The following is a 21,628-nucleotide window of genomic DNA, read 5'->3' on the forward strand; positions in this document are numbered from 1 at the left end:
CATCCCCCCCGCACCCAGTGCGCCGGTCTTCTCTGAGTCTAGCAAGTCAGTTGAACGGACAACCGACAGCTTAAAGCTTACAGCTTTAGCAAATTTGGAACAATTTTCCGAAATTAGCAATATCCAGCACTTGCTTTACATTACCACGAACACCCGAAAGACTGATTTCTTTACCGACGCCACCCATTTTGTCGCGCAACATCAACAACATACCGAGTGCCGAACTATCCAGATAGTCCACGTTCGTAAAATCGACGACCACTGATTTGATCCCTGCTTCGGCCATCAGGGGCTCGTAGGCACCACGAAACTCACGATGCGTGTTGAAATCAAAACGGCCGGCCAACGTGATCAAGGCCTTGGCACCATCTTTCGTGACTGTAGCTTGCATGGGAATTCCTGATTGATAACTGAGCTTGTTGATTAGTGTAATACTTTAACTAGAAGGGGCAATAGCTAGCGTGTCGCCGCCTGCAGGACTTTCCGGGCCAAATCATCGAGTGGCGCTTGCTCTTCCACCCCCCCGATCAGAAAAGCTTCACGCGGCATGCCGTACACCACACATGTCGCCTCGTCCTGTCCAAATGTGCGCGCCCCAGCTTGCCGCATGCGCAACAAGCCTTGGGCGCCATCTTTGCCCATTCCGGTCAACAACACACCGATTGCATTCTTTCCAACGCAGCTGGCCGCGGAGTCGAACAACACATCCACGGCGGGGCGATGGCGGTTCACCGGGGGCGTTTGCAGTAACTCAGTCATAAATCCGGAAGCCCCCTTGCGAATCTGCATGTGCGAGTGGCCCGGCGCGATGTACACAGTCCCCGGCTCAACGCGCTCACCACCTTTGGATTCCAAGACTTTGGGCGCACACAATCCATCCAGACGGCGGGCAAAGGACGCGGTAAACGCCTCTGGCATATGCTGAACGATCAAGATCGGCGGGCAATCTGCAGGAATCCCGCAAAGAAACTCCTTGATTGCTTCGGTGCCCCCTGTAGACGCGCCAACAAATATGATTTTCCCGGACATAGCTCCTGACACCCTTCCAACCGAAGCGGGTTTTACCTGCACAAGCGAATCACTCCCACCTGGTTGCACCACAGGCTGCCGACGAATACGGGCACCACCTGCTGCTCTCAATTTTTCGATCAACTCTTCTGCATAATCTTCCATCGTCCGCCCCCCGACAGCCTGGGGCTTACCGATGAAGTCGACAGCACCGATTTCCAGCGCCTTGAGCGTCGTTTCCGAACCGGCCTGAGTGTAGGCAGAGACCATGACCACAGGCATCGGCCGCAATCGCATCAGGCGCGACAGAAACTCGATGCCGTCCATTTTGGGCATCTGCACATCCAGCGTTAACACGTCCGGATTCAAAACCTTGATCATCTCCCGGGCAGTCGGAGCGTCCGGTGCAGCCCCAACCACTTCAAGATCGGGTGCCAGCGACACCATTTCGGTCAACAAACTCCGCATCAGGGCAGAGTCATCGACAATCAGCACTTTGATTTTCTTCATTCTACGTACTCAGCCTCTGCGTGAATGTATCTTGCCCAGACAGCATCAAACGAAGAGCTCAACATCCCCTTCAACCTTGTCCACGCTAAGCCGATCCTTGTATGCCCGCTCACGACTGAACAAGGTGTCGTTGTGCACACGATGAAGCTTCTTGACCAAGACACGCCCCGAATCAGGAAAATAGTAAACTTTTCTCGGGTATGAATCGAGCAAGTCTTTTGCCACAACAGGTATTTTTTCTGTTTTCAGGTAATCCAGCACGAATTCGGCATTCCTCACCCCAACATTACTGCTCGAAAGGCTGGACAGGACGGCTCCGCCGCCAAAAACCTTGGCTTCCATGCGGTTACGTCGCGCGCCCATTTTCAACAAATGGTTGATCAACACTTCCATCGCATAGGTTCCGTAGCGCGCCGACGTACCAACCGTGTCACGCCCGCCCTCATCCGGCAGCATGAAATGGTTCATCCCCCCGATTCCAGAGTCCACGTCGCGAATACAGGCCGCCACACACGAGCCCAGAACCGTTACCAGCAACATGCCGCGATCGGATACGCAGTACTCTCCAGGCAGGATCTTCGCTGCCTCTGCCTGAAAATTCCGGTCATAGTAACGATTGGTTGCCAGGTGTTCGTCAAATGCGTGCTGCACTCATTATCCTCTCGCGACTCAGCGTGCTTTAGCCAAGGCATAGACTGTTTTGCCGAGGGACTTGAAGAGATCTGCAGCATGCAAAAAGCTCTCCGAGTGCCCGGCAAACATCAACCCATCCGGCTGCATCATGGGCGCAAAACGCGACAAAATCTTGTACTGCGTCGGTTTGTCAAAATAAATCATGACATTCCGGCAAAAGATGATGTCCAGAGGCCCTTTGACCGGCCAATTGGGTTCCAGCAAGTTAATACGCTGAAAGTCGATCATCCGCTTTAATTCAGGACGCACGGATACATACCCTTCCTGGGCACCGGTGCCGCGCAAAAAGAAACGACGCAGGCGCTCTGGAGAGAGTTTTTCTACGCGCTCAATTGGATACACCCCTTTGCGAGCAGTCTCAAGCACGTTGGTATCGAGATCTGAGGCAATGATCGAAACATTCGACACATTCGCGCCCAACGCTTCCTGAACGGTAATCGCGATTGAATACGGCTCTTCACCGGTCGAAGCAGCCGAACACCAAACACGAATCGGACGCGTCGTCCCGATTTTTTTCAGATGCTCGGCAAAAATCGGGAAATGATGGGGTTCTCTAAAAAATGAGGTCAGATTGGTCGTGAGCGAATTCACGAAACGCTCCCACTCATCCCCCCCATTCTTTTCCAAGGCATCCAGGTATTCCGCAAAGCTGCCTTTGCCCGTTGCCCGGAGACGTCGAGCCAAGCGGGAATAGACCATATCCTGTTTTACTGGCGACAGCGAAATGCCCGCATGCTGATAGATCAGCTTACGCACACGTTCGAAATCAGTGCTGGAAAACGAAAACTCGCGTATGCCCCCCTCTGACCTAGCGGGCGTACTCGGGGGGCGAGGGGCGACGGTCGACGCCCTGGGTTTGCCAAAATCGCTCATATCAGAACTCTTCCCACTCATCGTCCATGGCAGCAGGCAAAGCTGGCTTCTTGGCGGGGCTGCGCTTCAATTGTGGGCTCGCCGCTTCAGCGAAACCTCTCCCCGAAACAGCATGCTTCAGAACGGGGATATCTCCGCCATTCATTTTGAAAACAGCAACCACCGAAGTCAGATTATGCGCCTGCTCTTCCAGGCTTTCCGCAGCAGCTGCGGCCTCTTCCACCAAGGCAGCATTCTGCTGCGTCACCTCATCCATCTGACTCACTGCCAGGCTGACTTGTTCAATACCGGAACTTTGTTCACGGCTGGCATCCGAAATATCCCCCATGATCTTCGCCACCCGCTTGATGCTGGTGACGACTTCTTCCATGGTGTGCCCGGCCTGATCCACCAGGCGATTGCCGGTCTCGACCTTTTCGACGGAGTCGGAAATCAGGCCCTTGATTTCCTTGGCGGCAGCAGCACTCCGCTGCGCCAGATTGCGCACTTCGGTTGCGACGACGGCAAAACCACGCCCCTGCTCGCCGGCACGCGCAGCTTCAACCGCTGCATTCAAGGCCAGGATATTGGTCTGGAAGGCAATCCCATCAATCACACCGATAATGTCGGCAATACGGCTGCTCGACTGGTGAATGGCGCTCATGGTGTTCACGACTTGACCAACCACATTCCCACCCTTTTCAGCGACCTGCTGGGCCGCAGCAGCCAGATCATTCGCTTGACGGGCATTATCCGCATTCTGCTTCACCGTACTGGTGAGCTCTTCCATACTGGATGCGGTTTCCTCCAAACTGCTGGCCTGCTCTTCCGTACGGCTAGAGAGATCCTGGTTACCCGCTGCAATTTCCTTCGCCGCAGTATTGATGGCATCCGTCGCACCCCGGATTTGCTCAACAATCTCACACAAGCGGGTCACAGTCGTATTGGCATCATCCTTCAACTGGCCGAACGTTCCCTCGTAGTCAGCACTGATCGTCTTGGTCAGATCCCCCTCGGCAACGGCAGCCAACACCGTCACCACATCATCCAGACCCCGCTGCGCGGTATCCAGAAGGCAATTCAAATCCGTTGCCAAACGCAGGAAGAAGTCCTTCTTGCCATCCATCGCGACGCGATGGGTAAAGTCCCCGCGAGCGGCAGCCGCCACAATGCTGGCAACCTCTTCTTCAACCGCCACTTCAGCCGTACGATCCAACCACTCCACGGCATAACCCAAACGGACACCACGGTCGTTCAAGACAGGGGTCACGGCCAAAGAGAAGGTACGCCCCCCCACCTTGATTGCTGCCCGGTGGGTACCGGTCAAGCGCTGCAACATGCCGCGCTGATGTGACGGATTTTTATGGAAGATGTCGATATTCGCGCCCATCAGGGTCGCTGCCGAGAAATTCGGCAGATCCTTCTTCAGATCCGGCTCGGCAATCCGGAACATCTCATGGATTGCGCGGTTCATGTAGATGATGTTGAGGCCATCATCGGCAATCATGACGTTGGTCGCGACATTATCCAGGCCGATCTTGATCCGGAGATTTTCTTCTGCAACGCGATTGGCCTCCGCCACATCGCATCCCAACTTGATCTGCATGGACTGCATTGCCTGCAGCACCTTGCCGATTTCATCGTCACGATTGAAGTCAAACTTGTTGTAATACTGGCCCGCAGCGATCTTGCGGAAAGTGTCCGTCACCACTGACATCGGACGGGTAATGGCGCCAGCCACCCCCCGCAGGAGCACGAAACCAAGCAAGGCCATCACCACCGCTGCCAACAGGGCAAATTGGCCCAGCATCTCGCCGCCCAGTGCCAAGGCGATGAAGCCGACGGCCATCAGCAGGCCAATCCAGTTCAGTTTGGCGGAAATGGACGTATCGCGCAAAGACGCACCCATGCCCTCACCGCCGGCAACCAGGGCACCACGGACCACCTGCAGATTACCCTGACGCTTCTCGCGGAACTGCCGGTAGGCCGCATCCACCTGCGCGATCACCGCAGGATCGGCCTTGCGGCGTACGGACATGTAGCCCGTTACCTGACCGTTTTCCCAAATCGGTGTCGCATTCGCCTCAACCCAGTAGTAATCCCCGTTTTTGCAGCGATTCTTGACATATCCGGTCCAGGGGCGATTTTGCTTGAGGGTTTTCCAGAGATCATCAAACGCCTCAACCGGCATGTCCGGATGCCGGACGATGTTGTGCGGCTCCCCAATCAGTTCCGCTTCGGTAAAACCGCTGATTTCCAGGAAGTCACGGTTGATGTAGTTGATCCGACCCTTGAGATCGGTTTTGGAGACAATCAGCGTCTCCGGTGACAGCACCACTTCCCGATCAGTAACCGGCAGGTTGGTTCTCATGCATCCCTCCTCATTGACTCATTACGCATGGCTCAAGGGCCGTTATAGGTTGTTAGAACAGATCAGCGGCCGCAAGGCTAGGCGGTCGCACTCTCGATCAGTTCCATATCTGCACTGGTCATCAGTCGTTCGATATCGGTCACGATCATCATTCGGGAATCCATGCTGGCGAGGCCCAGAATGTATTTCGTATCGAAACTTCCGGAAAAATCAGGCGCCGGACGAATTTGAGCCGGCGTCAGAGAAATCACGTCCGATACGCTATCCACCACGATACCGATCACCCTGCCGGCCACATTGAGAATGATGACGACCGTAAAGGGGGTGTACTCAATGCTGCCCAGATTGAACTTGATCCGGAGATCGACGATCGGCACGATGATGCCGCGCAGGTTAATCACGCCCTTGATAAACGGCGGCGTATTTGCGATCAGGGTGGGCTGCTCGTAGCCGCGGATTTCCTGCACCTTGAGGATATCAATCGCGTACTCCTCGCTCCCTAACGTGAATGTCAGGTACTCACAAGCCACCGAATTTTCATCATCTGCAACGGCAGTTTTTTGCGTAGTCACATCCATTTAAATCTCCTTCGCTTTACCTTAGGCAGCTTTGCCCAGCGTGGATCGCGCCATGCCCGCAATTGCTGAGACATCTAGAATCAAGGCAACGTGACCATCCCCCATGATGGTCGCCCCGGAGACACCAGGAACCCGGCGATAGTTCGCCTCAAGGCTCTTAATCACGACCTGATGTTGCCCAAGCAAAGCATCCACGAACAAGGCGGCCTTAGTACCATCCGCATCCAGAACAACCATGATGCCTCGGGTCAATTCTGCACAGTCAGAAGCCAGGTTAAAGAGTTCGTGCAAGACGACCACAGGGAGGTATTCGCCGCGTACCTGAACGACACGCGCACGATTGGAGAGCGTTTTGATATCGCTCGCCTGCGGCTGCAAAGACTCCACCACATACGACAAGGGCAGAATATACGTCTGATTGCCAACGGCAACAGACATCCCATCAAGAATGGCGAGGGTCAGCGGCAGACGTACCGTCATGCGGGTCCCGACCCCTTGCATCGACTCAATATCAACGCGACCGCCCATCGACTGAATATTTCGGCGCACGACGTCCATACCGACGCCCCGTCCGGAAACATCCGTAATCTGATCCGCGGTGGAAAAGCCGGCTTCAAAAATGAGGTTGAATACCTCACTGTCCGTCATTTGGTCCGAGACAGGCAAACCACGCTCACGCGCCTTGGTCAGAATTTTCTGACGGTTCAGGCCCGCACCATCGTCCCCCACCTCGATCACGATATTGCCCCCCTGGTGATAGGCCTTGAGGGTAATTGTTCCGACCGGACTTTTGCCGGCAGCCACACGCTTCTCAGGGGACTCAATCCCATGATCCAGGCTATTGCGGATCAAGTGTGTCAGCGGATCGGCAATTCGCTCAATCAGGCTTTTATCGAGTTCGGTCGTTTCACCCGACGTTTTCAGTTCGACCTGCTTACCAAGCTTGCTCGACAAATCCCGCACCACACGGGGAAAGCGAGAGAAAACAAAAGAAATCGGCAACATCCGGATCGACATCACGGATTCCTGCAAATCCCGGGTATTCCGCTCCAACTGGACCAGGCCATTCACCAAGCTTTCCGGCGCATCCTCCTGCATCCGGGCAGCCGTTTGCAACAGCATTGCCTGAGTGATGACCAACTCACCCACCAGATTGATCAACTGATCGACCTTCTCCACACTGACCCGAATGGACGACTCAGCCCCGGCTGCACTGGTCGGAGCAGGCGCACGGCCCGCTTTCGCACCTTCTGACGAACTCGCTGCCTTGACGACAGGAGCTGCGGCAGTTTGGGGTGGCACGTCCTCGACTTTAGGCGGCGGTGCCACGGACGCCACAGCAGGTGTCGGCAAGGGCTCAAAGAAGCCGTAGCCATCGCCCTCCTCTACCTGCTTCTGTTCTTGTACAGGCGCGGCAGGGGCAGGGGCGGGCACTTCGGGCAAAGGCTCAAAGAAACCATACGAGCCATCGCCAGCATCAACGGTCAGGGTCGCCTCTGGCGCCGGCACTTCCGGCAGGGGCTCGAAGAAGCCGAATCCATCCCCCTCCAAAGACGCAGGAGCCGATGCAGCAAGCGGTTCGAAAAATCCGTATGCCGTCTCTTCCTGCTGCACGCCAGGTGCATCATCAAAGAGCCCGAATGCCGTTTCCTCGGACGCAGAGGGCGCCACTTCGCCGATGCGCCAAGCGCCGTTTTCAGCAACGAAATCGATCTGATCCGAGAAGCTCAGCATGTCGGCCGATGTTTCCAGACTCAGTCGCCAGAAACCCACCTCATCGTCACGCTCGGGGCGCGCCAGCAGTTCGAGTTTCCCAAGCGCCCGCAGATCATTCAGCAGATGTTGAATGCCCCCTGCCGCCACCGAGGCTGCCGTGGGCACAAATTGGATGTCGTAATGGTGTTGACCGCCGGAAAGGGCGCTTTCAGGTGCGCACGGCGACGCGTCAACATGATCTTCGGCAGGACCGTCCGACAAACGACGCAAGCGGCTACAGATTTGCTCGACGGCTTCCGGCGCCACCGCACCACGCCCCTGATGGGCCTCCAGCATATCCTTCAGGACATCACCGCAGGCCAGGAAGGCATCCACCATATCAGGCCGCAAGACCAGTTCGTTGCGGCGAATACGGTCGAGCAGATTCTCAAGAATATGCGTTGTTTCGGCCAGATCAGAGAACCCAAAGGTCCCCGCGCTTCCCTTGATGGAATGCGCTGCCCGGAAAATAGCATTCAATTGCTCAGCGTCCGGATGATCAACATCCAGCTCCAGCAACAATGCTTCCATCGTACCCAGATGCTCCGCAGACTCCTCGAAGAACACCTGGTAGAACTGACTCATGTCGATTGCCATGTCCCCCCCTGGCTCAGTTTCACGGTCGTAGGCCGTTGCGCTGCCCTGCCATCAGCAGACCGTGGTCAACCGATCACTTTACGGACAACTTCGATCAGCTTCTGGGGATCAAAGGGCTTCACCAGCCACCCGGTGGCGCCGGCTGCACGGCCTTGCGACTTCATTGCATCGGACGACTCCGTCGTCAGCATCAGAATCGGGGTCGACGCGTACTGCGGCATGCCGCGCAAACTCTTGATCAAGGTCAGCCCATCCATACGCGGCATGTTCTGGTCAGTCAGGACCAGATTGACGCTACGCGCTTTTGCCTTTTCCAGCCCGTCCATGCCATCAACGGCTTCAACCACTTCGTAACCGGCACTTTTCAGGGTGAAAGAGACCATCTGGCGGATGGACGCAGAATCATCAACAGCAAGAATGGTTTTCGGCATAGTGACCTCTTATAAAAATCAGAACAACTCAATGTCTCCACTGGCGTAGCCAGTTTGAGCGACAGGATTATTTTCGACCCCTTTTTTCAGGGCATCGAACTTCAAAGCCAATTGATCGACGTGCGTCTGCAATTCGTCGAGGATGCGCAGCGTTTCCTCCGGATGCTGGGTATCCAGCAGGGCAGACGCCATTTTTTCTTCATCGCTGACAACCTCATCCAGCAGATCAAGGCGGCGCCCGATATGCCCCAGCAACTGGGTCACCATATCCTGAAACTGCATGGAGACAATAATCTCACCGACAGACGCTTCGACCTGCGCCGCGATCTGGTTCAACTCACTGACGGTCTCACCTGTTTTCGCGTTGAGTGCCTCGATCCCGATCATGGTCGACTCAACATCACTCTTGGAGGTCAGCATGAAGGTCATATCCTGGGCGGCCATCTGAGTGATCGTCTGCTCCGTCGCATCGATACTGCTCTGCATCTTCACCAATGAATCACGAATTTGCAAACTGAAGTGGTTTGTTCGCCCGGAAAGATCACGCACCTCGTCCGCCACAACAGCGAAACCGCGCCCCGCCTCGCCGGCACGCGCGGCCTCAATCGCTGCATTCAGCGCCAGCAAATTGGTTTGCTTGGCAATTCCCTCAATTTCCCCCAGGCGCCCATTCACATCCCGCATCTGTGCGGAAATACGCTCGGTCAGCTCAACCAAACTCATCGCCAGTCGGGAATTCTCGACAACGCTATCCACAAACTTACGTAACGTATCCGAAGTCTTCGTTGCGAAAGCGGCAAAATCCACAACCTCGCCCTCGGTAGCGGAGGACGAGCCCGCAACGATTTGCAAACCCAGTTGCCGCTGGCGCTGGACATGCGCATTAGTGGTCTGAAAGCTGCCGATCAGTTTGCCAATTGCTTCGCCGAAGATGGTCTGGGTACGGATCACATCTTCCCGAATGACGGAGAGTTGCTGCGCAAACTCGGAGGAAATCCGTTTCAGCGCATCGCTACTATGGCGGATCAATTGCTGGTCAACCGCATGACGGGCACGGGCATCCGCCTCATGCCGCTCTGTCGGCACCAGCCAAAACGCAAAAGCGGCCCACCCCACCGCGAGCAACAACACGGCAGCAACGCTCCCCCCGATGCCGAGCGGAAATGCGCCGAGCACCAGCGCCCCGAGAATGAGCCCAGACCATGCAGCACCTGCAACCACGAGTTTAGTTTTGGCTTGCAAGCAACAGCTCCTCGTTCATGGCTCCCATTGTCAGCCCGCCGTCTTGGCGCCGTTCGGCAACTGGAAGCCCGGCAGCGCCTCCTCTCCACCCACTTCGGCCTCCGGACCTTCTTCCTGAAGGATGGCCGTTTCGGCTTTGCGGTTCAAGACCACAATACTGATCCGACGGTTCACGGAATTGAGCGGATCATTCTTGTCGAACAAAATGGTAGAGGACTGCCCCACCACGCGGAGCACCTTGCTTTCATCCATACCGCCATTGATCAATTCGCGGCGCGATGAGTTCGCGCGGTTTGCCGAAAGTTCCCAGTTCGAGAAACCGCGGTCTCCCCCGGCAAACTGCGCCGCATCGGTGTGCCCGGCCAAGCTGACCCGATTGGGAACCGAATTGAGCGCACGCCCGATCTGGCGGAGAATATCTCGGGTGTAAGGTTTCAGCTCAGCGCTGCTCGAATCAAACATGGGGCGATTCTGCTCATCGACGATCTGAATCCGCAAGCCTTCGCTCGTGATATCGAGCAGCATCTGCTTTTTGAACTGCGCCAGCTGAGGCGTCTCGGTGATCATCTTTTCAATCTGGGACTTCAGATTTTCAAGAGACTCCTGCTCTTTACGGCGAAACTCAGCATTGGTTTCCTTGGCAAAGTAGGTCTTCTTCTCGGTATCCACTTCGCCACGCTTGACTTGCCCTGACTGACGCGTCAAATCCTTGCCGCCCCCCTTCAGGACACTGGATGCGTCACCCGAGCCACTCCCGCCCTCACGCGCCACTTTCAACGGGTTTTGGAAAAACTCGGCAATCCCCTGCAAATCGCCCTTCGCAGTCGAACCCAAAAGCCACATCAGCAGAAAGAAGGCCATCATCGCCGTCACGAAGTCGGCGTAGGCAATTTTCCAAGCGCCACCGTGGGCGCCGCCTGCGACCACCTTCTTGCGCTTGATGACTATGGGGCGTGTCGAATCGTCACTCATCTACCGTGCCTTTACGCATCCGTTGCCTGGATCATTTCCCTTTGCGCGCCTTGAGTTCTTCCTCAAGTTCGCGGAAGGTGGGACGAACGGACGAGTCCAGTGTCTTGCGACCGAATTCGATGGCAACCTGCGGCGCATAGCCCAACATCGAGGCGAGCAATACCATCTTGATCATCTGGTAGATCTTCGACCCTTCATGCGCCTTCTGTTCCAGAAGGCTGGCGATCGGCGCCACGAAGCCGTAAGAGATCAGAATACCGAGGAAGGTCCCCACCAGCGCCCCCCCGATCATCTTCCCGAGGACAGCAGGCGGCTGCCCCACCGAGCCCATCACGTTCACCACCCCCATCACCGCCACCACGATACCGAAAGCAGGCGTTGCGTCGCCCACTTTCTGGACCACATGCGCAGGGCCTTCGACCTCATGATGGTGAGTTTCCAGTTCCACATCCATCAGGCTTTCGATTTCGACGGTATTCAGATTCCCGCCCACCATCATCCGCAGGTAATCCGTTGCAAACTCCATGATGTGGTGATCGTGAACCAGATCGGGGTACTTGCTGAAAATCGGGCTGGCCTCCGGGTTCTCGATGTCCCCTTCAATGGACATCAAACCTTCCTTACGGACCTTGGAGAGAATCTCGAACAACATCGCCAAGGCATCGATATAAAACGCCTTGGTGTATTTGGAGCCTTTCAGGACGCCGGGTACCGCAGCAACGGTGGCCTTGATGATCTTGATGTCGTTCCCGGCCAAAAAGCCGCCAATCGTCAGGCCGACAATAGCGACATATTCGGTCGGCACCCACAACGCGAGGAGGCTACCGTGAATGGCATACGTCCCCAGCGAAGACGCAAGAATGACCACATAACCGATAATCAGAAACATGCAGAGCCCCCACAGAGGCCGGTTTTCACGACCGGCCTGATACTTTTTGTTTGGTCCTCGGTATTGTAGCCATGAGCCTTGGCTAAGCGCAAAGAAGAAATGCCATTTTTAGCAGAATCTACGGGCCTTACGCACGATACCGAATGCTAGACTTGAACCCTATCATCACTCGACCAAGGATGTGTTGTGATCCGGTTTTGCAACCAGTGCGGTGCCCCAACCCAGTACGCCATCCCCGCCGGTGACAATCGGCCGCGGCACATCTGCCCTGCCTGCGGCCACATTCAGTATGAGAATCCACGCATGGTTGTCGGCTGCATCGCAACCTGGCATGAGCGCATCCTGCTCTGCAAGCGCGCCATTGAGCCTCGCCATGGCTTTTGGACCTTGCCGGCCGGATTCATGGAAAATGGCGAAAGTACCGCACAGGCCGCGCTCCGGGAAACCGAGGAGGAGGCCGGCGCACACATCCTTTCTCCCATCCCATTTCTCATGGTCAACCTGCCGCACATTGACCAGATTCATCTTTTTTACCGGGGAGAAATGGCAAGCAATACCTACGCAGCCGGAGAAGAGAGCCTGGACGTCCAACTCTTTGATGCACAGGACATCCCCTGGAACGACCTGGCCTTTGGCAGCGTGCGCCTTTGCCTGACTTTATATCTGCAGGAGCGGCAACAGGGCACGTTCGGCTTTCACGAGCACCAACTCCCCGTGACGCCCCACTACTGAGCAGGCAACTCAGCTTTCCCCGCTCGCATCCAAGTCCCCGAATTCGAGCGACAAGCGCCCTGCCCGCTCAATTGCCCGCGATCCTGACAGCACATCGGTAACGACCGCCAGCAGGCGCGCATGCGTATTCAGAGGCAGCGTGTCACCCTGCACGCTCACCCTCCCGCCCGCCTGCCACACAACATCGAGACGCACAGGAAAATTCATCAAAGAGAGCGGCGCACTTTCCGCCAGCGCTGCGGCCAAGCGCAAACGGATCTCGACAGCATCATGCTCCGGGAGAACCGTAATCGGGGAGGTCATTGTCGATTTTTGCCCTTCCCCGCCGGTCGACCGCCTGGAAGCCTGCCCGCGCCTGGCTGGCGCAACCGTATCCTGACGCATCTCTGTCTGCACGCTTGCCGCGTGACGCATCACTGGGGCCCCGCGCAGACGCGCAGCAAGCAGCTTTTTCTCCGGCAAGGCGGCGGGCGCACTCAGTTCCGCCAACACGGCGATCAAAGCACCGTGCAACGCAAGAGAAAGCGCCAGCGCGCGAGGAAGCAAACGATTCATGCGCATAAAAAAACCCCCGACACCAATCGCTGGGCGGGGGTTCTTACCGAGACAAGGCGATTTAACCGCCCGATTTCTCGTTCATCTTGCTGCTGTAGAGCTTGCCCATGACAACACCGATCACCAGCACGCCAACAATGACACCCAGGCTCATCAGCCCGATATCGCTACCAAACAACAGTTCCCAAGCCATAAGTTACCTCCCAGTAACGTAACAAAAAGAATCAGCGAAAAGAATCAGTTCACTCTTGCGTGGTCTTCGCCACCAAACGCAGGGGCTTGGCCGCATCCGCCATCCACTCAGCGTGCAAACGCCATTTCCCGGACGGGTCCTCCAGCGAAACCAGCCAACGACCACGAATGTCTGCATCCAGCTTGCCGCTATAAAGGCCCGGGCTCTCCCCCTTCATCTCGACGATCTGGTCCTGCCCCGCACGCGTCGGGTGTGCGATGCGCAGCGTCAACTTTTCAGGCAAGGCGGCAGCTTCTGGACCATTCAAAAAAAACAGGCGCAAATTGTGATCTGCACGCATCAAATCGGCTTGCAAGCCCATGGCCTGCGCCTGCTGATCACGCTGCAACTGCTGATTCACCGCCAAGCCCTGCTTGTAATAATCGTCCGTGACCAACCCGTCATTGCTGACCACGGCAAGCCAGACCGTCACAATCCCGGCCACCACCACCGTCGCGGGCCCGGCAATCAACAGCCAGGGCCAACGCTGCTTATACCAAGGCAAGACATCATTACGAACATTCATTGCAATTTCCTACTCAAGGCATCAAGAAAGATGCTTTTTCACGGACAGCGATTTTTTGATCCGCTTCGGCCCGAATATCAAAATAAATCGTGTTAGCCCCCGCCTTGCCCGATTCCGGCGGAACGCGCACGACAATGGTCACCTCGTGGTTTTCGGCGCTATCAACCGGCACCCATTTCTCCCCGACGATCTCGGCATCCGCCATACCCTCAACCGCCAGTGCATAGCGTTGAGGTGATTCGGTCGTATTCATGATCTTGAGGTTGTAGACATTCTCGATCCGACCATCGTCCGCCTCACGCGCCAGGATTGAGCGATCGCGAATGACATCCACCTTGAGGGGGACCCGTACCGCCAACGACCATGCTGTCGCCAGCATGATGCCCAACAGGATGACCGAGTACAAAATAATCCGCGGACGCAAGATATGCGCGATCACCTCGCGCGGCGAAAAATGCTTGGCCAGCGCATTTTCGGTCGTATAACGAATCAAGCCGCGCGGCTTGCCAATTTTATCCATCACAGGATCGCATGCATCGATGCAGGCGCCACAACCGATACACTCGTACTGGATTCCCTTGCGAATATCGATCCCGGTGGGGCATACGGCAACGCACAAGCCACAATCGACGCAATCGCCCAAGGCAGCCGCGTCAGTCCCCTTGCGCCGAGCACCCCGCGGCTCGCCCCGCTCCGGGTCATAAGTGATCACCAAGGTATCCGGATCGAACATCACCCCCTGAAAACGGGCATACGGACACATGTACTTGCAAACCTGTTCACGCAGAAACCCGGCCTGCATGTAGCAGAAGCCACCGTAGAACAAGGTCCAGAACATTTCCCAACCGGACAAGTCGAGCGGGAAGGCGGCCAACAATTCACTCACCGGCGTGAAATAGGCAACCAAGGTAAATCCGGTCCAGAAAGAAATGACCAGCCAGACCAGATGCTTGGCGAATTTCAAACCGAATTTACGCAGCGTCAGGGGCCCTTTATCCAATTTCATTCGGGCCGCGCGATCCCCTTCGATACGGTTTTCGACCCAAACAAAAATTTCGGTATAAACGGTCTGAGGACAGGCGTAACCACAGAATAAGCGCCCGGCAATCGCAGTGAACAGGAACAGGGCGTAAGCCGAAATAATCAGCAGAACAGCCAGATAAAATACATCCTGCGGCCAGAGGACCAAACCAAAGAGATAGAACTTGCGCTCAACAAGATGGAACAAAACCGCCTGACGATCGTTCCACTCAAGCCAGGGAACGCCAAAAAAGAGAACCTGCGTAAACCACACCAAGGCCCAGCGCCAGGTGTTCCACCACCCCTGAACCTCTCGGATGTAGATCTTCTTGTGCTTCTCGTAGAACGAAACCTGCGAGGAAGCTGCCTTGGATGTCTCTTGCTGGTTATCCATATATTTATACCGGTATCGAAATTACGCTACGCCCAATTCATCCTGAATCCGGATCACGCTTGATGCAACGTAATTTAGATACAGCGCACGATATTCCCGTACAACTGTAGACCAAAAAAACGGGGCGGCTACACACCGCCCCGTTTCTGGACAAACCAAATTACTTGGCGCCCTGCCCCAGGCTCAGGACGTAGGCTGCCAACAGGTGAACCTTGGCATCGCCCAGGAACTCCTTCCAGGCCGGCATCTTGTTCTGACGACCATTGGTGATCGTTTCAATGATCGTGGCTTCAGAGGAGCCATACAGCCAAACCTTGTCGGTCAGGTTCGGCGCACCCACAGCGTGCATGCCCTTACCTTCCGGACCATGACAGCCCAAGCAACCAGCCGAAGCGAATGCTTCCTTGCCCTTGGCTGCGCGAACGGAGTCATTCGGCAGACCGGAGAGCGAGCGAACGAAATTGGCCAGATCCTTGATGGTATCGCCACCCAGTTGGGCATGCGGCGGCATGACACCCATGCGACCGTTGGCAATGGTTTCCTTGATCTGATCCGGCTCACCGCCATACAGCCAGTCAGCATCGGTCAGATTCGGGAAGCCCTTGGCACCACGAGCATCCGCACCATGACACTGCATACAGTAGGTCAGGTACAGGCGCTTGCCCATTTCCATCGCTTGCTTGTCAGCAGCAACGGCCTTGAGATCCATGGCCATGTACTTGTCGAACAAGGGCTTCACGGCAGCATCCATCTTCTCGACTTCAGCCTTGTGCTGGCCGGCAGAAGTCCAGCCCAGCACGCCCTTGTTGTTACCCAGGCCCGGATAGAGCACCAGATAGACCAGCGCGAAGACGACCGTAATGATGAACATCCAGCTCCACCACTTCGGCATCGGGTTGTTGTATTCCTCAAGAGTTTCATCCCAGACGTGACCCATGGTCTTGCCCGGCGTGAAAGTCGCCTTGCCCTGAACGACCAAGAGGACTGCGCAAGCCAGAATACTGGCCAGCACGATCACAATGACGTACAGGTTCCAAAAATCGCTAACGAAATCGCTCATTTGCTTTCCTTTTTTTCAGCGCGGGTGCGACGACGATGGCGCCGCACCCTGATCATCATGCTCTGCGAACGGCAGGTTGGCAGCTTCATCAAACCCCTTCTTGCTGCCCTTGCTATAAGCCCAGGCAACAATCGCGAGGAAACAAAGCAAGCCGGCAACCGTCACGAGCGAACGCAGATCGTTGATGTCCATGGCTATTACTTGACGTTCTTCAGCGCCGTACCGAGACCCTGGAGATAGGCAACCAAGACATCAAGTTCAGTCTTGTCGCCAATCGTTTCCTTGGCCTTCTGGATTTCCTCATCGGAATAGGTCGGCAGGCCACGAACGTTGGCGTACGTGCGCATGACCTGCATCTTCTTCTCGATGTCGGCACCCACGGTATCCTTGGCCTTGTTCGCTGCAAGCCACGGGAAAGCCGGCATGTTGGACTCAGGCACCACATCACGCGGATTGATCAGGTGAGCACGCTGCCATTCGTCGGAGTAACGGCCACCAACGCGATGCAGATCCGGACCGGTACGCTTGGAACCCCACTGGAACGGGTGGTCATAGACATACTCACCCGCCACAGAGTAGTGGCCATAGCGCTCGGTTTCAGCACGGAACGGACGAATCATCTGCGAATGGCAGTTGTAGCAACCTTCACGGATGTAGATGTCACGACCGGCGAGACGGACGGCATCATACGGCTTGGTGCCTTCCACCGGCGTCGTCGTGGATTTCTGGAAGAAGAGCGGAACGATTTCCAGCAGACCACCCCAGATCACCACTGCCAGCGTCAGGATGACCAGGAGCGGAACGCTCTTTTCAATTTGTTCATGCTTGATCATTATTATTTCTCCCTAATCAGGCGTGATGACCAGCCGGAGCGATCACCGGCACATCTTCGGTCTTGCCGCCTGCCATGGTCTTGAACATGTTGTAGGCCATGATCAGCATACCGGACAGGAACAAGACGCCACCCAGCCAACGGATTGCCCAGAACGGGTAGGAACCCTTCACGGACTCGACGAAGCTGTAAGCCAGCGTACCGTCAGCATTAACTGCACGCCACATCAGACCCTGCATCACACCGGCAATCCACATGGAGGCGATATAGAGCACGGTACCAATCGTGGCGACCCAGAAGTGAACCGTCACCAGCTTGGTGCTGAACATTTCGGACTTACCGAAGAGGCGCGGCAGCAGGTAGTAGATGGAGCCGATCGACACCATGGCAACCCAGCCCAGCGCACCAGAGTGCACGTGACCAACGGTCCAGTCGGTGTAGTGAGACAGTGCGTTCACCGTCTTGATCGACATCATCGGGCCTTCGAAGGTGGACATACCGTAGAAGGACAGGGAGGTGATCAGGAACTTCAGAACCGGATCATCGCGCAGCTTATGCCAGGCACCCGACAGCGTCATGATGCCGTTGATCATGCCGCCCCAGGACGGAGCCAACAGGATCAGAGAGAAGATCATACCGACAGACTGAGTCCAATCCGGCAGCGCGGTGTAGTGCAGGTGGTGCGGACCCGCCCACATGTACGTGAAGATCAGCGCCCAGAAGTGAACAACCGAGAGACGATAGGAATAAACCGGACGGCCAGCCTGCTTCGGAACGAAGTAGTACATCATGCCCAGGAAGCCTGCCGTCAGGAAGAAGCCAACGGCGTTGTGGCCATACCACCACTGAATCATTGCATCCTGAACACCGGAGTAAGCGGAGTAGGACTTGGTCAGCGTCACCGGCAGGGCCATGCTGTTACCGAGATGCAGCAGTGCGACAGCGATGATGAACGCAGCAAAGAACCAGTTCGCCACGTAGATGTGGGAGACGGTGCGCTTCACCATCGTACCGATGAAGACAGCTGCGTAAGACACCCAGACCAAGGTGATCAGAATATCAATCGGCCATTCCAGTTCCGCATATTCCTTACCACTGGTAATACCCAGCGGCAGGGTCACGGCAGCCAGAACAATGATCAGTTGCCAGCCCCAGAAAGTGAAGGGGATCAGCGGACCACCCCAAAGACGGGTGTGGCAGGTACGCTGCACGACCCAGTACGACGTTGCAAACAGCGCGCAGCCACCAAACGCGAAAATAACCGCGTTGGTATGCAGCGGACGCAGGCGGCCAAAGTGCAGCCACGGACCAATGTTCAGCTCCGGCCAGACCAGCTGAGCTGCAATGATGACACCGACAAGCATGCCGACGATGCCCCAGATGACGGTCATGACGGCGAATTGCCGTACGACCTTATCGTTATATGTGGTTTGCGTTCCAGACATGAACCCACCTCTCGTTAATAAAAAAAACGATGTCCACCTCCCTGAACCCAAGGTGGCGCATAAAAACGGATGGTATTCTAAGTGGAAGCGGGGGTTTTGACCTAGATCAACCTACCAATTATCTAGATAAAAATATTGGCCAAAACCCAACTGCCACAAGCCTGTGGCGCGACATCCCCTGGCGTGCGGGCAAAAAAAAGGGTGCGTCGCAACGCACCCCAACCCCAACAGAGAAATGACGTGAAGCAATTGCTTCACAATGAGGCTATTCTGTTAAAAATGCCTTCAACCTGCGTTGACGCAGGTCAAACTTTTTCTTCCCCGGGGTCTTTTTTCACCGCATGCCCACCTGGCGCCTTGTCGTCATCCATCAGGATTTTGAAGCCCGGCCCCTCCAGATCGTCAAACTGACCGCTTCGGACCGACCACCAAAAGGCAAATGCAATCCCGAAGACGAGCAGGACAGAGACCGGTATCAACAAATAAACGCTTTCCATCAATCATTCTCCATGCGCTGAATTCTCAGCGAATTCAGCACCACAAGCAAAGAGCTCGCCGACATACCGATACCGGCCATCCACGGGGTGACATAACCCGCAATGGCCAGCGGCAGCGCGACAAAATTGTACGCAAACGACCACCAGAGATTCTGGCGGATGATGCGGAGGGTCATCCCCGCCCGCTGCAAACCTTGCGTCAGATGAACCAGATTTTCAGAGAGCAGTACGAAATCAGACTGAGCACGGGCCAACTGCGCGCCGCCGCCCATTGCCACAGAAACCTGAGCCTGAGCGAGAACCGGGGCATCATTCACCCCATCCCCGACCATCGCCACCACAGCCCCATTGGCCTGGAGCGCCTTCACACGCTCGTATTTACCTTGCGGCGAGACCGCCGCATGCACCACCTTAATACCCAAGCGGGCAGCCAAGGCAGCAGCGACCGGCTGCGCGTCACCGGTCAGCAAAACGACCTCACGCCCCATCGCATGCAAGGTTTTGATGAGTTCATCCGCTTCCGGGCGCACGGCGTCGCCGATTCTGAACAGCGCCAGGCATCGCTCACCATCGCCCAGCGCAACAACCGTGTCCGGCGCATCAAGCCAGGCCATCGCGGCCTCGCTCAAGCTCGCCCCCGGCGCCACAAAAGACAGACGCCCCAGCCGATACAAACGCCCTTCATAACACCCACCCACACCCATGCCTGCCACACTAACCATCTCATCGATGTCGGGCAGCCCCCCCTCCCAGGCTGCGCACAACGCTCTCGCGACAGGATGTTCCGAACGCTGCTCCAGCGCTGCCGCAAGCCGGCGACAATCCGCCTCGGACAAATCGGATAGCGGCAACACGCCCTTCAAATGCATCTGCCCGACGGTCAACGTCCCGGTCTTGTCAAAAACGAAATGCGTCGCGCGCGCCAGGGTCTCAATGGCATGCCCCCGCGTCACCAGCAGCCCGTCCTTGGCCAGGGCGCCCGCCGCCACCGTCAACGCGATGGGCGTTGCCAGCGACAACGCACAGGGGCAAGTCACCACCAGAACAGACACCATGATCCAGAGCGCCCGCGATGGATCGTAAAAATACCAGCCCAGCGCCACCAGCACGGCGACGATCAAGAGCGCTGCCACGAAGATACTGGCGATGCGATCCGCCACCTCGACAATCTTCGGCTTCTCGGTCGCAGCACGCTCCATCAGCCGGATGATGGCCGACAGGCGGGTTTCCTCGCCAACCCGTTCAATCCCCACCACCAACGGGCTTTCCGTATTCACGGCCCCACCGGTCACCCCATCGCCCTGACGCTTGGAAACGGGCCTGCTCTCCCCGGTGAGCAAGGCCTCATTCACGCTACTGACCCCGTCGAGCACCCGACCATCCGCGGGAATAATCTCCCCCGGCTTCACCAGGACATGATCCCCCAACCGCAGGTCAGAGACCAAAACCTGCTCAGTCCGAAGGCCGACCGGATAATCGGGCATTTTTTGGGCAAAAGCGGGCAACAGCTTGGCCAGGGCCTCGGTCACGCTCAAGGCCTTCTGGCGTGCCGTCATTTCCAGGAAACGCCCCCCCAGCAGAAAGAAGACAAACATGGTGACGGAGTCGAAATACACCTCTCCAGCCTGTACCCAGGTCGCCCAGCAACTGGCAATGAATGCAGCACCCACCCCCAGCGCCACCGGCACATCCATCCCGACACGACGCAACTTGATGTCACGCCACGCACTCCGGAAAAACGGGGCGGACGAATAGAAGATGACCGGCACGGTGAGCACCAGACTGGCCCAGCGCATCAAACTTTCGATGTCGGGGGTCATGTCCCCATTGGCGATGTAGACCGGGTAGGCATACATCATGACCTGCATCATCCCGAAGCCCGCGACCCACAAGCGCCAAAGCGCATCCCGGCGCTCCTTGCGGGAAATTTCCTCATTTTTGGCTGCATCGTAGGGATAGGCACGGTAGCCGATCGCAGCAACAGCGGCCAAAATATCCGACAACTTGATCTGGGCGTCATCCCAGCGCACACGCGCCCGCCGCGTCGCATAATTGATATCGACGGCGGACACCCCTTTCAGACGCGCCACATGCCGCTCGTTCAGCCAGATGCACGCAGCACAGGTGATCCCTTCCAGTAACAGGGAGGCCTCACGCTCGGTCTCACCCAACGCTTTGACGAAACTTTTCTGGAACTCTGCATGGTCGTAGAGCACCAGCTCCTCGAGCACGGCCGGCATGGCCTCACGCGGCGACTCCGGTAGCGCATCCCGGCTACGGTAATACTCTTCGAGGCCGTTCTCGACGATCGACTGAGCAACCGCCTGGCAACCATAACAGCACATGGCGCGCGACTCGCCTGCAACGACAACGGGGAGGTCAACCTCATCCGGGATGGGCTGACCACAGTGATAACAGGCGTGCTCGGACATGCAAA

At 56.5% G+C, this 21,628-nt stretch carries 22 protein-coding genes; 1 reads left to right on the forward strand and 21 read right to left on the reverse strand.

The window, feature by feature from the left end:
- Nucleotides 1–85 precede the first annotated feature (85 nt).
- The 11 genes from AACO21_RS07715 to motA form a co-directional block, all read right to left on the reverse strand.
- Nucleotides 86–391: an STAS domain-containing protein gene (locus AACO21_RS07715; protein ID WP_346191935.1), complete on the reverse strand. Its 306-nt coding sequence runs from the start codon at nt 389–391 to the stop codon at nt 86–88.
- A gap of 65 nt (nt 392–456) precedes the next feature.
- Nucleotides 457–1,518, reverse strand: a complete 1,062-nt coding sequence (locus tag AACO21_RS07720; protein ID WP_346191936.1) for a chemotaxis response regulator protein-glutamate methylesterase — start codon at nt 1,516–1,518, stop codon at nt 457–459.
- Nucleotides 1,519–1,563: 45 nt separating this feature from the next.
- Nucleotides 1,564–2,169 carry a chemoreceptor glutamine deamidase CheD gene (gene cheD / locus AACO21_RS07725; RefSeq protein ID WP_346191937.1) on the reverse strand — a complete coding sequence of 202 codons (606 nt, stop codon included), beginning with the start codon at nt 2,167–2,169 and terminating at the stop codon, nt 1,564–1,566.
- An 18-nt stretch (nt 2,170–2,187) separates the two neighbouring features.
- Entirely contained in the window at nt 2,188–3,006 is an 819-nt protein-coding gene (locus tag AACO21_RS07730; RefSeq protein ID WP_346192109.1) for a CheR family methyltransferase, read from the reverse strand.
- Nucleotides 3,007–3,085: 79 nt separating this feature from the next.
- Nucleotides 3,086–5,434, reverse strand: coding sequence for a methyl-accepting chemotaxis protein (locus AACO21_RS07735; protein WP_346191938.1), 2,349 nt, complete (start codon nt 5,432–5,434; stop codon nt 3,086–3,088).
- A gap of 77 nt (nt 5,435–5,511) precedes the next feature.
- Nucleotides 5,512–6,012: a chemotaxis protein CheW gene (locus tag AACO21_RS07740; protein WP_346191939.1), complete on the reverse strand. Its 501-nt coding sequence runs from the start codon at nt 6,010–6,012 to the stop codon at nt 5,512–5,514.
- Between the two features lie 21 nt (nt 6,013–6,033).
- Entirely contained in the window at nt 6,034–8,364 is a 2,331-nt protein-coding gene (locus AACO21_RS07745; protein ID WP_346191940.1) for a chemotaxis protein CheW, read from the reverse strand.
- 65 nt (nt 8,365–8,429) lie between these two features.
- On the reverse strand, nt 8,430–8,795 hold the full coding sequence (locus tag AACO21_RS07750; protein WP_346191941.1) for a response regulator: 366 nt from the start codon (nt 8,793–8,795) through the stop codon (nt 8,430–8,432).
- Between the two features lie 18 nt (nt 8,796–8,813).
- A complete protein-coding gene (locus AACO21_RS07755; protein WP_346191942.1) occupies nt 8,814–10,037 on the reverse strand; it encodes a methyl-accepting chemotaxis protein in 1,224 nt (407 codons plus the stop codon).
- 30 nt (nt 10,038–10,067) lie between these two features.
- On the reverse strand, nt 10,068–11,009 hold the full coding sequence (gene motB, locus AACO21_RS07760; protein ID WP_346191943.1) for a flagellar motor protein MotB: 942 nt from the start codon (nt 11,007–11,009) through the stop codon (nt 10,068–10,070).
- 31 nt (nt 11,010–11,040) lie between these two features.
- Complete coding sequence (gene motA / locus AACO21_RS07765) at nt 11,041–11,898, reverse strand: flagellar motor stator protein MotA (protein ID WP_346191944.1); 858 nt, start codon at nt 11,896–11,898, stop codon at nt 11,041–11,043.
- A gap of 186 nt (nt 11,899–12,084) precedes the next feature.
- On the opposite strand from motA, the gene AACO21_RS07770 reads away from it, so the two are divergent.
- A complete protein-coding gene (locus AACO21_RS07770) occupies nt 12,085–12,630 on the forward strand; it encodes an NUDIX hydrolase (protein WP_346191945.1) in 546 nt (181 codons plus the stop codon).
- Nucleotides 12,631–12,639: 9 nt separating this feature from the next.
- Here AACO21_RS07770 and AACO21_RS07775 read toward each other — a convergent pair whose 3' ends face one another.
- The 10 genes from AACO21_RS07775 to AACO21_RS07820 all read right to left on the reverse strand — a co-directional run bounded on the left by AACO21_RS07775 (nt 12,640) and on the right by AACO21_RS07820 (nt 21,623).
- On the reverse strand, nt 12,640–13,191 hold the full coding sequence (locus AACO21_RS07775) for a hypothetical protein (protein ID WP_346191946.1): 552 nt from the start codon (nt 13,189–13,191) through the stop codon (nt 12,640–12,642).
- A 55-nt stretch (nt 13,192–13,246) separates the two neighbouring features.
- Nucleotides 13,247–13,378: a DUF3149 domain-containing protein gene (locus AACO21_RS07780; RefSeq protein ID WP_346191947.1), complete on the reverse strand. Its 132-nt coding sequence runs from the start codon at nt 13,376–13,378 to the stop codon at nt 13,247–13,249.
- Between the two features lie 49 nt (nt 13,379–13,427).
- The gene (locus AACO21_RS07785) at nt 13,428–13,943 is read right to left on the reverse strand and encodes a FixH family protein (RefSeq protein ID WP_346191948.1); all 516 of its coding nucleotides are present in this window, start codon (nt 13,941–13,943) and stop codon (nt 13,428–13,430) included.
- 13 nt (nt 13,944–13,956) lie between these two features.
- Nucleotides 13,957–15,357, reverse strand: a complete 1,401-nt coding sequence (gene ccoG / locus AACO21_RS07790; RefSeq protein ID WP_346191949.1) for a cytochrome c oxidase accessory protein CcoG — start codon at nt 15,355–15,357, stop codon at nt 13,957–13,959.
- A 160-nt stretch (nt 15,358–15,517) separates the two neighbouring features.
- Nucleotides 15,518–16,417, reverse strand: a complete 900-nt coding sequence (ccoP, locus tag AACO21_RS07795; RefSeq protein WP_346191950.1) for a cytochrome-c oxidase, cbb3-type subunit III — start codon at nt 16,415–16,417, stop codon at nt 15,518–15,520.
- Between the two features lie 15 nt (nt 16,418–16,432).
- The gene (locus tag AACO21_RS07800; protein WP_346191951.1) at nt 16,433–16,609 is read right to left on the reverse strand and encodes a cbb3-type cytochrome c oxidase subunit 3; all 177 of its coding nucleotides are present in this window, start codon (nt 16,607–16,609) and stop codon (nt 16,433–16,435) included.
- 5 nt (nt 16,610–16,614) lie between these two features.
- Complete coding sequence (gene ccoO, locus AACO21_RS07805) at nt 16,615–17,247, reverse strand: cytochrome-c oxidase, cbb3-type subunit II (RefSeq protein WP_346192110.1); 633 nt, start codon at nt 17,245–17,247, stop codon at nt 16,615–16,617.
- Nucleotides 17,248–17,266: 19 nt separating this feature from the next.
- A complete protein-coding gene (ccoN, locus tag AACO21_RS07810) occupies nt 17,267–18,694 on the reverse strand; it encodes a cytochrome-c oxidase, cbb3-type subunit I (protein WP_346191952.1) in 1,428 nt (475 codons plus the stop codon).
- Nucleotides 18,695–18,999: 305 nt separating this feature from the next.
- Nucleotides 19,000–19,191 carry a cbb3-type cytochrome oxidase assembly protein CcoS gene (ccoS, locus tag AACO21_RS07815; protein ID WP_346191953.1) on the reverse strand — a complete coding sequence of 64 codons (192 nt, stop codon included), beginning with the start codon at nt 19,189–19,191 and terminating at the stop codon, nt 19,000–19,002.
- Nucleotides 19,191–21,623, reverse strand: coding sequence for a heavy metal translocating P-type ATPase (locus tag AACO21_RS07820; protein WP_346191954.1), 2,433 nt, complete (start codon nt 21,621–21,623; stop codon nt 19,191–19,193). The genes ccoS and AACO21_RS07820 overlap by 1 nt, the downstream gene beginning before the upstream one ends.
- Between the last annotated feature and the right edge of the window lie 5 nt (nt 21,624–21,628).

The organism is Dechloromonas sp. ZS-1 (genome assembly GCF_039649255.1).
Taxonomy (GTDB): domain Bacteria; phylum Pseudomonadota; class Gammaproteobacteria; order Burkholderiales; family Rhodocyclaceae; genus Azonexus.